The organism is Streptomyces sp. NPDC020958, assembly GCF_055562175.1.
Window position 1 is genome coordinate 140,618 of the sequence record NZ_JBVHFU010000016.1, and the last position, 14,079, is coordinate 154,696.

Below are 14,079 nucleotides of genomic sequence, written 5' to 3' on the forward strand. Positions count from 1 at the left end.
CGGAGGGCACGGCTATCCGGAGCGGGTGCCGGGTGGACGGGGTGTCCGGTCCGCGGGCGTCCGGGCGTCCGGGGGACGGCGGGGCGGCGGGCTGCCGAGCCGGCCGGCCAGGAACGGCTCCTGGGCCAGGACCGCGCCGACGGTGACGCTGAGGGTGGCGGCCAGGCAGACCACGATCAGCCAGGACAGGGCCACGAAGACCGCTCCCAGCGAGCCGTACTCGCCGAGGGCGCGGTCGAGGGCGCGCGGCATGTAGAACCGCGCGGTCACCGACAGGACGGTGAAGGAGAGCGCTGTGATCGCGGCCCCCGGGACCAGCGGCTTCCAGCTGACGTGACCACCGAGCAGCAGGTGCTGCGTCCACCACCACAGGCACACCTGGGCGGCGAAGGTGACCGGGACGCCCAGCCAGGCCCCCACGCCGAAACCGTCCCGCAGCACGCCCTGCAGGACCAGCGCGACGATCCACAGGGCGAGCCAGGCGAGCCAGCGCCACGGTGCGATCCGGATGCTGCCGCGGGGGATGCCCCAGGCACGCTGGCACAGCCGTTGCACGGCCCGGCTGAGCGAGGTGGCGGAGATCAGCACCATCAGCACGCCGACGGCGCCGGTGGTCTGCCGCAGGCCTTCGCTCTTGGGCTGCACCAGGTGCTGGAGCTGGGGGTCCGCCGGTCCGGTCAGACCGAACACCGAGCGCACCGAACGGATCAGCTCCTGCTCGACCGCGGGCGGGGCGTAGGCGACGAACACGAAGAGCAGCGGGACGGCGGTCAGGAAGCACTGGGCGGCGACCCGCGTGGCGGTGTCGAAGATGTTCACGGACACCATCCGGTCCGCGAGATGGATCACGACGGGGAACCGGATCTCCGCCCACCGGTGCAGCGCCTTCGCCCGCGCCGCCAGCCGCGCGGTCCGCTCACGCCACCGCGACGGCCCGGGCCGAGAGCCGTTGCGCGGCACCCGCCCCCTGGTCCGCATGGCATCGCTCCTTCCTGCGTCCAGGGTGCGCGGCGGGCGCCCGGGCGGCACCCCGGAGGCACCCCGCCGGACCCGGTCCGGGTGTCGTCCCGGTGACCCGCGCCTACGCTCGTGGTGTCCGACACCCTGGGGGTCGTCGTGGTCCTCGACCTGCTGCTCATCGGGCTGGCCATCACGCTCGAACCGCTGCCGCCGACGGCCTTCGTCCTGGTGGTGGCGTCCGCCAGGGGCGTGTGGAAAGGCCTGGTCTTCATCCTGAGCTGGCTGGCGTGCCTGGTCCTCGTGATCGCGATCGTCCTGGTGCTGACGGGCGGACAGCCGCCACCGCCGAAGTCCCCGCCGTCCACCGCCGTCCTCGCGGCCAAGCTGTTCGTCGGCGTGTCCCTCATCGGGTACGGCGCCCATCGGCGCCGGCGCCCGGGCGGCCACCGGGTCCGTAACGGCCGGGCGGGGCGGCCCGCGCCGGAACCGGCGCCGTCCGGGTCCCTGACCTCGGAGATGGACCGCAGTTCGGTGTGGAGCGCGGCCGGTCTCGCCGTCCTGCTGCAGCCGTGGGGGCTGGTCGCGGCCGGGGCCACGACGGTCGTGGAGGCGGACACCTCGCACGTCGCGACCTGGCTCGCCCTGTCCGGCTTCTGCCTGCTGGCCACCTCGAGCCTGCTGGCCCTGGAGCTGTACGTGGTCTTCGCCCCGACGACGGCCCGCGGCCGGCTGCTGCGGCTGCGCGCCTGGCTGACCCGGCACCAGGAGCAGGCGCTGGTGTCGCTGTGCCTGCTGCTGGGCTGCTGGCTGGTCGGCAGGAGCCTCTACCAGCTGACGAGTTGACCCGGGGGGCCACGGGTGCGGGACCGCCCCGGCCGGTTCCCGCACATGCGGTGCCCCGGCGTGGGTGCTGGAATGGAGGCACCGGCCGGCGACCGCCCCCGCGCTCCCGTCCCGTGCCGTCCCGTCCAGGAGGAGTGACCCATGGACAGCGTCGAAGAGATGGGCCCCGTCGACTACCTGGTGATCGAGTTCCCGGGCAACAAGATGACCGGCGAGGCCTTTCCCCTGCTGGTGGATCTCGCCGACCGCCGCATCGTGCGGATCCTCGACCTGGCCTTCCTGCGCAAGGACGCCGACGGTTCGGTGACCGCACTCGAACTACGGGACCTCGGCGACGACACGGTCGACCTGACCGTCTTCGAGGGGGCCTCCTCCGGCCTGCTGGACGAGGGCGACCTAGCCGAGGCCGGGAACGCGCTGGAGCCCGGCAACTCCGCCGCGGTCCTCGTGTACGAGAACCTGTGGGCCGCGCCGCTGGCCGCGGCGCTGCGGCGCAGCGGCGCCCAGCTGGTCGCGAACGGCCGGATCCCGGTGCAGGCCCTGTTGGCGTCGCTCGGCGCCGTCGACTGAACGGAGATGACCGACATGCCCGGACTGCTGCGCGGGGTCGCGCGCACCGCCGTCGTCGCCGGTACCGCCACCGCGGTGTCGAACCGCGTCTCCCGGCGCCAGGCGGGCCGCTGGGCCCAGCAGGACTACGAACAGCAGCCGCCCGCCGCCCAGCCGCCCGCGGCACCGCCCGCCGCCGATGACATGTCCGCTCGGATGGACCAGCTCAAGCAGCTCGGCGAGCTGAAGGCGCAGGGGATCCTCACCGAGGAGGAGTTCGCGGAGCAGAAGCGCCGCATCCTGGGCTGACCCGCGGGCGTCCTCAGGCCAGCTGGGCGGCGAACGCGTCGTAGGCGCGCTCGTCGAAGAGGACGAACCGCACCTCCTCGACGGCGGTGTCCGTCTCCCGGACGGTCGTCACGGCGATCCGGGCGCCGTCGTCCATCGGCCAGCCGTAGACGCCGGTGGAGATGGCCGGGAACGCGACCGTGCGGGCGCCGAGTTCGTCGGCACGCCGCAGGGACTCGCGGTAGCAGGACGCCAGCAGCGCGGAGCGGTCCTCGGTCGTGGCGTGGACCGGTCCGACGGTGTGGATGACCCAGCGGGCGTCGAGTTCGCCCGCGGTGGTGGCGACCGCCTGGCCGGTGGCCAGCCCCTTGCCCAGGTGGCCGGCGCGCAGCTTGCGGCACTCCGCCAGGATCGCGGGGCCGCCGCGCCGGTGGATGGCACCGTCGACGCCTCCGCCGCCGAGCAGCGAGGAGTTGGCCGCGTTCACGACGGCGTCGACGCGCTGCCGGGTGATGTCGCCCCGGACGAGGGTGATGCGGGTCATGGCTGTCTCAGCCTCCTCCATACGGCCTTCGCCGCGTTGTGCCCCGACATGCCGTGCACGCCCGGGCCGGGCGGGGTCGCCGACGAGCAGATGAAGACGGCCGGGTGCGGGGTGGCGTACGGGAACAGGGACAGTCTGGGGCGCAGCAGGGCCTGCAGGCCGGTGACCGCGCCGGTGCCGATGTCGCCGCCGACGTAGTTGGCGTTGCGGGCGGCGAGTTCGGCGGGGCCCGCGGTGGCGCGGGCCAGCACGCGGTCGCGGAACCCCGGGGCGAACCTCTCCAGTTGACGCTCCATCACTTCCGTGAGGTCGCCGGTCCAGCCGTTCGGCACGTGGGCGTACGCCCAGAACACCTGCTTGCCCTCGGGGGCCCGGCTCGGGTCCGCCACGCCGGGCTGCACGGTGATCATGAACGGCCGGCCGGGGGCGCGGCCCTCGCGGGAGACGGCGCGCAGGGCGGCGCCGATCTCGGCGCTGTCGGCGCCGATCTGCACGGTCCCGGCGCGGCGGGCCTCCGGGGCGGTCCAGGGGACCGGCCCGTCCAGCGCGTAGTCGACCTTGAAGACGCCGGGGCCGTAGCGGTAGCCCTGGTAGTAGGTGCCGAAGCCGGCGATGCGGGCGAGGGCGGTGGGCGAGGTGTCGAAGACGTACGAGCGCGCGGGCGGCAGGTCGTCCAGTCGCTTGACCTCGTAGTCGGTGTGGATCGCGCCGCCGAGGTCCTGCAGATAGGCGGCGAGGGCGTCGGAGACGGCCTGGGAGCCGCCCTGGGCGACCGGCCAGCCGCGGGCGTGTGCGGCGAGCGCGAAGACCAGGCCGACGGCGCCGGTCGCGAAGCCGCTGAGCGGGGCCATGACATGGGCGACGAGCCCGGCGAACAGCGTCCTGGCCCGCTCCTCACGGAACCGGCGCAGCAGCAGCGTGGCCGGTGGCAGCCCGGTCAGGCCGAAGCGGGCGAGGGTGACCGGGTCACGGGGCAGGGCGGTCGCCGGCAGCGACATGAAGTCCCGGGCGAGCGTGTCCCACCGGGGCAGGAACGGCTCGACCAGCCTGCGGTACGTGCCGGCGTCGCGTGGCCCGAAGGAGGCCGCGGTCTCGGCGACGGAGCGGGCCAGCACGGCGGCGCTGCCGTCGGGGAAGGGGTGGGCCATGGGCAGGTCGGCGTGCAGCCACCGAAGGCCGTAGCGCTCCAGGGGCAGGGCCCGGAAGGCGGGCGAGTTGATGCCGAGCGGGTGCGCGGCGGAGCACGGGTCGTGCCGGAAGCCGGGGAGGGTTAGCTCCTCGGTGCGGGCGCCGCCGCCGACGGTGTCCCGCGCCTCGAAGAGGGCGACGGAGAAACCGCGCCGTGCCAGTTCCACGGCGGCCGTCAGGCCGTTCGGCCCCGCCCCCACCACGACCGCATCGAGCATCGACGGCACCTTCGGACCCCTTCGTCAGCCGATGGCCACTCGGCCTCAGGATATGCCGGAGGACTGACACGCTCCCCGCGCGGGCTACCAGTGCGGGTTCTGCAGCAGGTCCACGACCCGCTGGGCGGTGGCCGCGTCGCGGGCCGCGGTGAACGGCAGCGCGTTGCCGCCGGTGACGCGGAACGGCACGCCGTCCCGGGTGAGGTGGGCGCCGCCCGCCTCCTCGACCAGCAGGAGCCCGGCCGCGTGGTCCCAGGCGGCCTCCCAGGAGAACGCGGTCGCGTCCGACTCGCCCCGGGCGACGGCGAGATACTCCAGGCCCGCCGAGCCGCAGGGGCGCGGGGCGACGCCGTCGACCCACAGGGCGAACAGCTCGCGCTTCTGCGCGTCGGTCGTGTAGTCCGGGTGCGAGGTGGCTATCCGCAGGTCCCGGCCCTGCTCCGGGGACCCGGAGACCAGCCGGACGCCGTCGAGGTGGGCACCCTTGCCGCGCACCGCCGTAGCGAGTTGCTCGCGGGCCGGGGCGTAGGTCCAGGAGGCGAGCAGGACGCCCCGGTGGGCGAGCGCGACGAGCGTGCAGAAGCCGTCCTCGCCGCGCACGAACTGGCGGGTGCCGTCGACCGGGTCGACGATCCACACCGGCGCGGCGCCCTGGAGCGCCTCGTACGTCTCCGGGTCGGCGTGCACGGCCTCCTCGCCGACCACCACGGAACCCGGCAGCAGGGCGCCGAGGGCTTCGGTGAGGTACCGCTCCGCGAGCCGGTCGGCGTCCGTCACCAGGTCGTGCGGTCCGGCCTTCTGGTCGACCTCGTGGTCGGCGAGCCTGCGCCAGCGGGGCAGGATCTCGGTGCGGGCCGCCTTGCGGATCGCGTCCTCGACGTCGACGGCGTGCCGGAGGAGAAACTCGTCGATGGTCTCCATTGCTTCGATCATGCCTCCATGAGAGCACGTGCCACTGACAATCCCCGCCGCCCCGGTGTACGGGCGATGGAATCCGGCGGAACAGACGGGGCCGGCGATCAAGTGCCTCGGAGGGCACGGGCGTCAGCGCCCCACGGCGTACCCCTGCATCCCGCGGGGGTTGGCCGCCGCCGAGAGCACCCCGGTCCGCGGGTCCCGGGCCACCGCGCACAGCCGCCCCTCCGACCAGCCGGGACCGACCGTCACGTCGTGGCCGCGCCGGCGCAGCTCGGCCACCACCCCGGGGTCCGTCCGGGACTCGACGGTCAGGCTGCCGGGGCGCCGCCCGCGCGGGAAGAAGGAGCTGGGGAAGCTGTCGTTGTGCCAGTTCGGGGCGTCGATCGCGCCCTGCAGGTCGAGTCCGCCGCGGACCGGCTCGCGCAGGGCCGCGGCGAGGAAGAAGTGCAGCTGCCACTGGTCCTGCTGGTCGCCGCCCGGCGTGCCGAAGGCCAGTACCGGGGTCCCGTCGCGCAGCGCGATCGACGGGGTCAGCGTGGTGCGGGGACGCCGCCCCGGAGTGAGCGAGTTCGGCAGCCCCTCCTCGAGCCAGGCCATCTGGAGCCGGGTGCCGAGCGGGAAGCCGAGTTCGGGGACGACGGGGTTGGACTGGAGCCAGCCGCCACTGGGGGTGGCCGCGACCATGTTGCCCCAGCGGTCGACGACGTCCAGGTGGCAGGTGTCGCCGTGGGTGGCGCCGTCGGCGGCGACCTGCGCGACGGTCGGCTCACCGACGCCCAGGGGATCGAAGGCGGTGCCCGGCCGGGTCTCCACCCGGGGGTACCGGGGCAGCCGGGGCGCGCGTCCGCCGGGGCTTCCGGGCCGCAGTTCACCGGAGGCCCTGGCCCCGATCAGCTCCCGCCGGCCGGCGTTGTACGGCTCGGAGAGCAGGTCGGCCAGCGGCACCTCGGCCGCGTCCCCGTACCAGGCCTCCCGGTCGGCCATGGCGAGCTTGCAGCCCTCGACGAGCAGGTGGACGTAGTCGGCGGAGCCGTACGCCGGCAGCGCGGACGGCTCGGGCGGCAGCAGGGCGAGCTGCTGGAGGAAGGCGGGACCCTGGCTCCAGGGGCCGGCCTTGCACACGGTCCAGCCGTTCCAGTCGTACGACACCGGGCTCTCGTAGCTCGCGGACCAGCCGCCGAGGTCGGCGGCGGTGAGGGTGCCGGTGTGCCGCTCGCCGCTGGTGTCCATGGTGGGGCGGGCGGCCTGCCGGAGCAGGGCCTCGGCGATGAAGCCGGAGCGCCACACCTCGCGGGCGGCGTCGATGCGCGCCTCCCGGTCGCCGGCCCCCGCGGTCTCGGCGAGCAGCCGCTTCCAGGTGGCGGCGAGGGCCGGGTTGCGCAGCAGCTCGCCGGGCCGGGGCGCCCGGCCGCCGGGCAGGTAGAGCGCCGCCGACGACGTCCACTCGGTCTCGAACAGTTCGCGCACGCTCCGCACGGTCGCGCCGACGTTCTCCACCGGCGCGTGCCCGTGCTCGGCGTAGCCGATGGCGTACGTCAGGATCTCGTCGAGGGGCTTGGTGCCGTGGTCGCGGAGCAGGAGCAGCCAGGCGTCGAAGGCGCCGGGGACGGCCGCGGCCAGCGGGCCGGTGCCGGGGACGAGGTCCAGTCCGAGGCCGCGGTAGTGGGCGACGGTGGCGCCGGCCGGGGCCACGCCCTGCCCGCACAGCACCCGCACCTCGCCGCCGGCCGGGGCCAGCAGGATCGGCACCTCGCCGGCCGGCCCGTTGAGGTGCGGCTCCACCACGTGCAGGACGAACGCTCCGGCGACGGCGGCGTCATAGGCGTTGCCGCCGGTCTCCAGGACCGCCATCGCCGACTGGGAGGCCAGCCAGTGCGTGGACGACACCATGCCGAAGATGCCCTGGAGCGTGGGGCGGGTGGTGAACCGCATCTGTCACCTCGTTGCTCGCGCGACCGACCGCTGTGCGCCGCCCGAGCGGACACCGCCCGAACCGCCTGCCGGCTGGATGCTTTCACGGTCGCCGCGCGCGCAATCCTCCGCCGCACGATCTTTTCCGGTCTTCTGTTCCCGCCGTGACGGGAATGCGCCTCACTGGTCCGAGTCGGGCTTGCTCCGCGCCGCCGCGTACGCCTGCGCCGGGGTCATCGGGACGCCGTTGAGGCTGACCGTCCTGTACTGGCTGACCTTGGCGCAGGTCTTGGAGTCGTCGGCGGTCGAGGCGTTGGCGTGGGAGACGGCCGCCTTGGTGTCGCCCGAGGCGGCCGGGAAGCTGGTGCCGCTCGTCCAGTCGCTGCCGATGACCAGCACGACGCCGGTTCCGGAGCCCTGCTTCACGTGCGAGCCGGGCACGCCCAGGGCCTTGGCGACGGTCGCCGCCTCGCCCTTGTCGCCGGAGCCGTAGGTCACGGTGGTGGTGGTCGCCGAACTCGGTGCGTTGGCGGTGGTGGTGCTGGTGCTGAAGCCCTGCGAGATCAGGTAGGTGGCGATCGCGGAGGCCCGGCCGGTGATGGTGGTGCCGTTCTCGACGGTCACGGCGATCTGGGCGGCGGGCACGGACGCGGCGGTGGCCGACGGCTTCGCGGTCGCCTCGGCCGCCGACGACTTCTTGCCCGAACTGGTGGTCAGCGCCTGGTCGTTGGCCATGGTGGCGAACAGGTCCTTGGCGCCCGGGCCCACCACCACCCGGTTGCTGTTGGTCGGGTCGGGCGCGGTCTGCATGGTGGTGAAGGTCATCCGCTTGGTGGGGACCTTGTTCACGTCGGCCGCGAGCGAGATCAGCTTCTTGACGCTGCCGAGGCCGTCGTCCACGGTGAGCGCCTTGGTGGCCGCGTCGGCGAGGTCGTAGACGGCGGTGGGGTCGGTGAGCGTGCCCGCGCTCTTGAACTTGCGGATCATGGCGCTGAGGAAGATGTGCTGGGAGACGGTACGGCCGAGGTCGCTGCCGTCGCCGAAGCCGTGCCGGGAGCGGACGAACTCCAGTGCCGCCTCACCCTTGAGGGTGTGGGAGCCCTTGGACAGCTTCAGGTGCGAGTAGGTGTCGTACACGTTGTCGTTGACGCACACGGAGACGCCGCCGACCGCGTCGGACATCTTGACCACGCCGGAGAAGTCCAGCTTGACGAAGTGGTCGATGGGGATGCCGGTGAGCTGGTGGATGGTGTCGACCTGGCAGGCGGGGCCGTACTCCAGGGCGCTGTTGACCTGGCCGTAGTAGCCGGAGGTGGACTGGCCGCTGGCGGCGTCCTTGCAGGCCGGGACGTTGACCATGGTGTCCCGGGGGATGCTCATGACGGTGGCGTTGGAGCGGTCGGCGGCTATGTGCACCACCATCTCCACGTCCGCGTTGCCGTGGCCGGTCTGGACGCCGGTCTTCGAACAGCCGCCGCCCAGCTTGCAGTCGGCCTTGCTGGTACGGCCGTCGGAGCCGATCACCAGGATGTTGATCGGGGTCCGGCCGAACGCGTCGGCCTTCTCCGTGCCGCCCTTGCCGTCGAGGGAGACGCTGTTGATGTTGCCGTTGAGGTGCTGGTAGAACCACCAGCCCGCGCCCGCAGTGACCAGCACCAGGACGGCCGTGCAGAGGCCGACGATCCTCAGTACCCGCTTGCCGCGCCCGGCCGGCCTGGCGCGCCGCGAGCCCCTGTTTCCGCCGCTTCCGCCGCGGGACTTGGCCGCCTGCCGGGCCGCGGCCCGGCCTCCGGTCGTCCGTGTCCCGTCGGGCAGGGCACCACGCTGGCCGGGCACCTGGTCGGTGCGGCGGCGTGTGGCCTGGCCTCCCGGGCCGTCCCACGGGTCGGTCATCTTCCACTCCCATGAACGGTCGGGTCCGTCGGCGGGTACGGTCGGGCGGCCACGGCTGGGTACGGGCAGCCCCGAGCCGGGCCCTTTTGGGTTGCGTGATTGCGCAATCTAACAAACCCGCGGCCCCGAGAGCACAAAGCCCAGCCGAATTCACAGGTGAGGGATGTCATGGAACCTCCGCCACGCCCGTTCCGTCACCCCTCATACGCACGTGTGGTCCGGCGCGCTCAGACACCCGCCTCGCGCAGCCGTCGCACGGGCGGCGCCGGAATCTGCCCCGAGCGGGCCGTCAGCTGACCGACGGCCACCCGTACGACGGTCACGATATCCGGGTCGCCCACGTAGTAGATCTGCCGCCGCCCCTCACGGCGGGAGCGCACGAGGCCGGCCAGCTTGAGCTTGGCCAGATGCTGGCTGACCGCGGGCAGCGCGCCGCCGACCCGGTCGGCGAGGCACGTCACATCGCTCTCGCCCTGCGAGAGCGCCCACATGAGGTGCAGTCGGGCCGGCGAGGCGAGCAGCCCGAACACCGCGGCCGCCTCGGTGAGCACCCCCTCGGAGGGTTCGACGAAGCCACCGGCGTTCTCCCCCACAGCCCACTCCCTCCCGTCACAGCTCCGGCACAGACGCCCACTCAGTGTAGGCGCGCGGTCACCGGTCCGGTGCCGGCCCCCGCGGTGTCCGCCCCTGTGTCATCCGCATTGTCATGAGCGGGTGACAGCTCGTCGACGGCTCGGCGTCAGGCGCCCCGGACGCCCGCGACGCTTCATAAGGTTGCGCAACAAGGCAAGTCAGCAAGGCACGTCGGCACACGTCAGCAAGGCACGTCGACACGACCGACAGCCCGTACCGGGAGGACAACCAACGTGGGCATCATCGGCTGGATCATCCTCGGCCTCCTCGCCGGAGCCATCGCCAAGATCCTGCTGCCCGGCCGCGACCCGGGCGGACTGATCGGCACCACCCTGATCGGCATCGCGGGTGCCTTCGTCGGCGGCTGGCTCTCCGCCCGCTTCCTCGACCGCCCGGTGGAGAAGCACTTCTTCGACCTCTACACGTGGGGCGCCGCGATCGCCGGCTCCCTCGTCCTCCTCATCGGCTACCGGCTGCTCTTCGGCAACTCGCGCGACCGACGGTGACTCCGGTCACCCTCGACGGGCCGCCGCAGTCACGACATTCCGGAAGTACAGGGACCCCGCCCGCGCGACATTCCGGATGTACGGGACGGTCGTGCCGGGCCGTCGACGGGCCGTCACACCAGCCTCACAGGCAAGGCACCGATTCCGCTTCCACCCCACAGGGAGTCGTGTGAGACTGGCGTCCCGTCCACAGGGTGGACCCTCCGCACCCCGTCCCCAGCGAGAAGTGCGACTTGCGATCTCTTCCACTGCCGCTCGCCCTCACCGCGCGCCTGACGCCGGTCGCCGTGCTCGCCTGTGCGGGCTGGGCGATGGCGTCGGGTCCCGACACGACGGCGACAGCCGGTAGCTCAGGTGACACGACCAAGCAGTCGGCCGGCCAGTCGGCGGGCGACACCCCGTCGTCGTCCTCGGCGACCGGGGCGGCCGCGACGAAGACGTACACCACCTCCCCGGCCCCCTGCGGGTCCATCCCCGCGGCGACCGTCACGTCGTTGGTGCCCGGCGCGAAGACGGCCGGCAAGGAGATCCCCTCCACGGACACCAAGCTGCGCCGCACCTGCTCCTGGAACGCGCTCAAGGGGTACGACTACCGCTGGCTCGACGTCTCCTTCGAGATCATGGACACCGAGGCGGCGGCCGCGAAGGAGTACCGGGACCGGGTCACCGAGAAGAGCGGCGGCGGGGCGGTGCCGGGGCTCGGGGACAACGGTTACTCCGTGGTGAACCTGACCACCCAGGACAAGCAGCAGACCCGCGAGGGTGTGGTGATGGCCCAGGTCTCCAACGCGCTGGTGATCGTCACCTACAACGGCAGCGACTTCGAGAACAAGAAGGCACCGGGCACCGACGAGATCAACAAGGGCGCCATCAAGGCCGCGAAGAGCGCGGTGGCCGCGCTGCAGGGCAGCCGGTAGCCGACGGGCCCGGCTGCCCCTCACGCGGCACCCGCTCAGGACTCCCTGGGCGGCACCAGCCGTGTCAGCGCCAGGTACAGCACCAGGGACGTGCCGAGACCGACCGCCCAGCCGTAGTCGGCGAGCGGGGAGAGCGCCGGGACTGGCCGGCCGTCGATCAGCGGTTTGAAGCTGGCGCCGCCGATCGCGAGGACGCCGCCGACCAGGAAGGCGACGACCGCCCGCCAGTTCCAGCCGCCGTCGTACCAGTACCGGCCGCCCGTGCGGTACAGGTCGGTGAGGTCCAGGCGGGTGCGGCGCAGCAGCCAGTAGTCGGCGATGAGGATGCCGGCGACGGTGCCGAGCAGACCGCCGACCAGACCGAGCCAGGTGAAGATGTAGCCCTGCGGGTCGGAGTACAGCTTCCAGGGGAAGATCAGCACCGCGAGGACCGAGGTGACCAGTGCGCCGGTGCGGAAACTGATCTTCCTGGGCGCGATGTTGGAGAAGTCGAAGGCGGGCGAGACCAGGTTGGCGGCGATGTTCACGGACAGCGTCGCGACCAGGACGGTGACCAGGGCGTAGAGCAGGCCCACCACGTTGTCGGTCTTGGCGGCCAGTTGGACCGGGTCCCAGACCGGCTGCCCGTAGACGGCCTGCGAGCCCGAGGTCACCAGCACGGAGAGGAAGGCGAACAGGGTCATCGTGGTGGGCAGGCCGAGGGCCTGCCCCCGGGTCTGCGCCTTCTGGCTCCTGCCGTAACGGGTGAAGTCGGGGATGTTCAGGGACAGCGTGGACCAGAAGCCGATCATGCCCATCAACGAGGGCCAGAAGATCTTCCAGAAGCCGCCGCCCCAGCCCAGTCTGGAGGGCTGGTCGAAGAGCGGGCCGAGGCCGCCGGCCTTGTGGCTCATCCAGATCAGCATCACGAAGGCGCCGACGAGGACGAAGGGCGCGGCCCAGTTCTCGAAGCGGCGGATGGTGTCCATGCCCCGGTAGATGATCGCGACCTGCAGCACCCAGAAGATCGCGAACGACAGCCACATGGTCCAGGCGTAGCCGCCGATGTGCGAGGCGTTCGCCCAGCTGTCGCCGATCAGCTTGCCGGCGAGGAAGTAGATCGCCTCGCCGCCGATCCAGGTCTGGATGCCGAACCAGCCGCAGGCCACCAACGCCCGTACGACAGCGGGGAGGTTGGCGCCGCGCACCCCGAAGGAGGCGCGGGCGAAGACCGGGAAGGGGATGCCGTACTTGGGTCCGGCATGCCCGGTGAGCAGCATCGGCACGAGGACGACGAGGTTGGCCAGGGCGATGGTGAACACGGCCTGTTTCCAGTCCATGCCGACCGCGATCAGCCCGGAGGCCAGGGTCCAGGACGCCGTGTTGTGGGCCATGCCGACCCACAGCGCGGAGAAGTTGTACGTGGTCCAGGTGCGCTTGACGACGGGGACCGGCAGCAGGTCCTCGTTGGCGTACGGGCCGTTCGGCGGCGGGGAGTCCGGGGTGAGTTCGACGCGTCCGTCGGGGAGGGTGACTTGACCGGAGAGGGGTATGGCCGAGGGAGCGGTGTCGGTCATGGGCAGGCCAATCGGGTGGGATGGGACGGGAGAGAGGCCGTGCGGGCGGGGCGGGGGGGTGCGCGTGTGGGGTGCGCCCTGACCCCCTTCCCGGGACGGCGGGAAGGGGGAGACCAACTGTGAGGAGACGGCTAGCGGTTGACGGCGGGGATCACCTTTGTCCCGTACGCGTCGATGGTGGCCTCCTGCGCGTCGTGCATGTCGTAGACGGCGAACTGGTCGACGCCCAGTTCGCGCAGCGCGGTCAGCTTCTCGATGTGCTTCTCCACGGGCCCGATGACGCAGAAGCGGTCCACGATCTCGTCGGGCACGAACGCGGTGTCGGGGTTGCCGCTGCGCCCGTGGTGCGCGTAGTCGTACCCCTGGCGGGCCTTGATGTAGTCGGTGAGTTCGTCGGGGACGGCGGCGGAGTGCGCGCCGTACTTGTCGACCAGGTCGGCGACGTGGTTGCCGACCATGCCGCCGAACCAGCGGCACTGGTCGCGGGCGTGGGCGAGGGCCTCGGGCGAGTCGTCCTCGGTGACGTACGCGGGTGCGGCGACGCAGATGGTGACCTCGGACGGGTCGCGTCCGGCGGCCACCGCCGCGTCCTTCACCGCCTTGACCATGTACTCGGTGAGGTACAGGTCGGACAGCTGAAGGATGAACCCGTCGGCCTCCTCACCGGTCATCTTCAGGGCCTTGGGGCCGTACGCGGCCATCCAGACGGGGAGTTCGGCACCCGGCTTGATCCAGGGGAACCTGATCACGGTGCCGTCGCCGAAGTCGGCCTCGCCGCCGCTGCCGAGGGCACGGATGACCTTCATGGCCTCGCTGATCCGGGCGAGGGTGTTGGGCTTGCGGCCGGCCACCCGCATCGCGGAGTCGCCGCGGCCGATGCCGCAGACGGTCCGGTTGCCGAACATGTCGTTGAGGGTGGCGAAGGTGGAGGCGGTGACCTCCCAGGTGCGGGTGCCCGGGTTGGTGACCATCGGGCCGACCTTCAGCTTCGTCGTGTTGGCCAGGATCTGGCTGTAGATCACGAACGGCTCCTGCCAGAGCACGGCGGAGTCGAAGGTCCAGCCGTACGAGAAGCCGTTGCGTTCGGCGCGCTTCATCAGGCTGATGACGCGCGAGGCCGGTGGGTCGGTCTGCAGGACGAGTCCGAAGTCCATG

General features: G+C 72.4%; 14 protein-coding genes. 5 read left to right on the forward strand and 9 right to left on the reverse strand.

The window, feature by feature from the left end; translation table 11 throughout:
- Nucleotides 1–12 precede the first annotated feature (12 nt).
- A complete protein-coding gene (locus tag ACZ3KP_RS34170; protein ID WP_467504292.1) occupies nt 13–978 on the reverse strand; it encodes a YihY/virulence factor BrkB family protein in 966 nt (321 codons plus the stop codon).
- Between the two features lie 138 nt (nt 979–1,116).
- On the opposite strand from ACZ3KP_RS34170, the gene ACZ3KP_RS34175 reads away from it, so the two are divergent.
- The 3 genes from ACZ3KP_RS34175 to ACZ3KP_RS34185 all read left to right on the forward strand — a co-directional run bounded on the left by ACZ3KP_RS34175 (nt 1,117) and on the right by ACZ3KP_RS34185 (nt 2,661).
- Nucleotides 1,117–1,803 (forward strand): GAP family protein, encoded by a 687-nt coding sequence (locus ACZ3KP_RS34175; RefSeq protein WP_467504350.1) that lies wholly within the window; start codon nt 1,117–1,119, stop codon nt 1,801–1,803.
- A 141-nt stretch (nt 1,804–1,944) separates the two neighbouring features.
- A complete protein-coding gene (locus ACZ3KP_RS34180; protein WP_467504294.1) occupies nt 1,945–2,373 on the forward strand; it encodes a DUF6325 family protein in 429 nt (142 codons plus the stop codon).
- A 15-nt stretch (nt 2,374–2,388) separates the two neighbouring features.
- Nucleotides 2,389–2,661, forward strand: a complete 273-nt coding sequence (locus ACZ3KP_RS34185; protein WP_467504352.1) for an SHOCT domain-containing protein — start codon at nt 2,389–2,391, stop codon at nt 2,659–2,661.
- A 13-nt stretch (nt 2,662–2,674) separates the two neighbouring features.
- On the opposite strand, the gene ACZ3KP_RS34190 is transcribed toward ACZ3KP_RS34185, so the two are convergent.
- From ACZ3KP_RS34190 to ACZ3KP_RS34215, 6 genes are all read right to left on the reverse strand, one after another.
- Nucleotides 2,675–3,184 (reverse strand): O-acetyl-ADP-ribose deacetylase, encoded by a 510-nt coding sequence (locus tag ACZ3KP_RS34190; protein ID WP_467504296.1) that lies wholly within the window; start codon nt 3,182–3,184, stop codon nt 2,675–2,677.
- Nucleotides 3,181–4,590 (reverse strand): phytoene desaturase family protein, encoded by a 1,410-nt coding sequence (locus ACZ3KP_RS34195; RefSeq protein ID WP_467504298.1) that lies wholly within the window; start codon nt 4,588–4,590, stop codon nt 3,181–3,183. Before ACZ3KP_RS34195 ends, ACZ3KP_RS34190 begins: the two co-directional genes overlap by 4 nt.
- Before the next feature lie 84 nt (nt 4,591–4,674).
- Nucleotides 4,675–5,523, reverse strand: a complete 849-nt coding sequence (locus tag ACZ3KP_RS34200) for an inositol monophosphatase family protein (RefSeq protein WP_467504299.1) — start codon at nt 5,521–5,523, stop codon at nt 4,675–4,677.
- A 111-nt stretch (nt 5,524–5,634) separates the two neighbouring features.
- Nucleotides 5,635–7,440 (reverse strand): gamma-glutamyltransferase family protein, encoded by a 1,806-nt coding sequence (locus tag ACZ3KP_RS34205; protein WP_467504301.1) that lies wholly within the window; start codon nt 7,438–7,440, stop codon nt 5,635–5,637.
- A 159-nt stretch (nt 7,441–7,599) separates the two neighbouring features.
- Nucleotides 7,600–9,312, reverse strand: coding sequence for an LCP family protein (locus tag ACZ3KP_RS34210; RefSeq protein WP_358980075.1), 1,713 nt, complete (start codon nt 9,310–9,312; stop codon nt 7,600–7,602).
- Nucleotides 9,313–9,539: 227 nt separating this feature from the next.
- Nucleotides 9,540–9,905 (reverse strand): ArsR/SmtB family transcription factor, encoded by a 366-nt coding sequence (locus ACZ3KP_RS34215; RefSeq protein ID WP_467504303.1) that lies wholly within the window; start codon nt 9,903–9,905, stop codon nt 9,540–9,542.
- A gap of 273 nt (nt 9,906–10,178) precedes the next feature.
- Here ACZ3KP_RS34215 and ACZ3KP_RS34220 point away from each other — a divergent pair, with 273 nt between their 5' ends.
- Nucleotides 10,179–10,451: a GlsB/YeaQ/YmgE family stress response membrane protein gene (locus ACZ3KP_RS34220; protein ID WP_132893162.1), complete on the forward strand. Its 273-nt coding sequence runs from the start codon at nt 10,179–10,181 to the stop codon at nt 10,449–10,451.
- 233 nt (nt 10,452–10,684) lie between these two features.
- Complete coding sequence (locus tag ACZ3KP_RS34225; RefSeq protein ID WP_467504305.1) at nt 10,685–11,368, forward strand: hypothetical protein; 684 nt, start codon at nt 10,685–10,687, stop codon at nt 11,366–11,368.
- A gap of 35 nt (nt 11,369–11,403) precedes the next feature.
- On the opposite strand, the gene ACZ3KP_RS34230 is transcribed toward ACZ3KP_RS34225, so the two are convergent.
- Both ACZ3KP_RS34230 and ACZ3KP_RS34235 read right to left on the reverse strand, forming a co-directional pair.
- Nucleotides 11,404–12,924 carry an NCS1 family nucleobase:cation symporter-1 gene (locus tag ACZ3KP_RS34230; RefSeq protein ID WP_467504307.1) on the reverse strand — a complete coding sequence of 507 codons (1,521 nt, stop codon included), beginning with the start codon at nt 12,922–12,924 and terminating at the stop codon, nt 11,404–11,406.
- A 131-nt stretch (nt 12,925–13,055) separates the two neighbouring features.
- Nucleotides 13,056–14,078 (reverse strand): TIGR03842 family LLM class F420-dependent oxidoreductase, encoded by a 1,023-nt coding sequence (locus tag ACZ3KP_RS34235; protein ID WP_467504309.1) that lies wholly within the window; start codon nt 14,076–14,078, stop codon nt 13,056–13,058.
- Between the last annotated feature and the right edge of the window lies 1 nt (nt 14,079).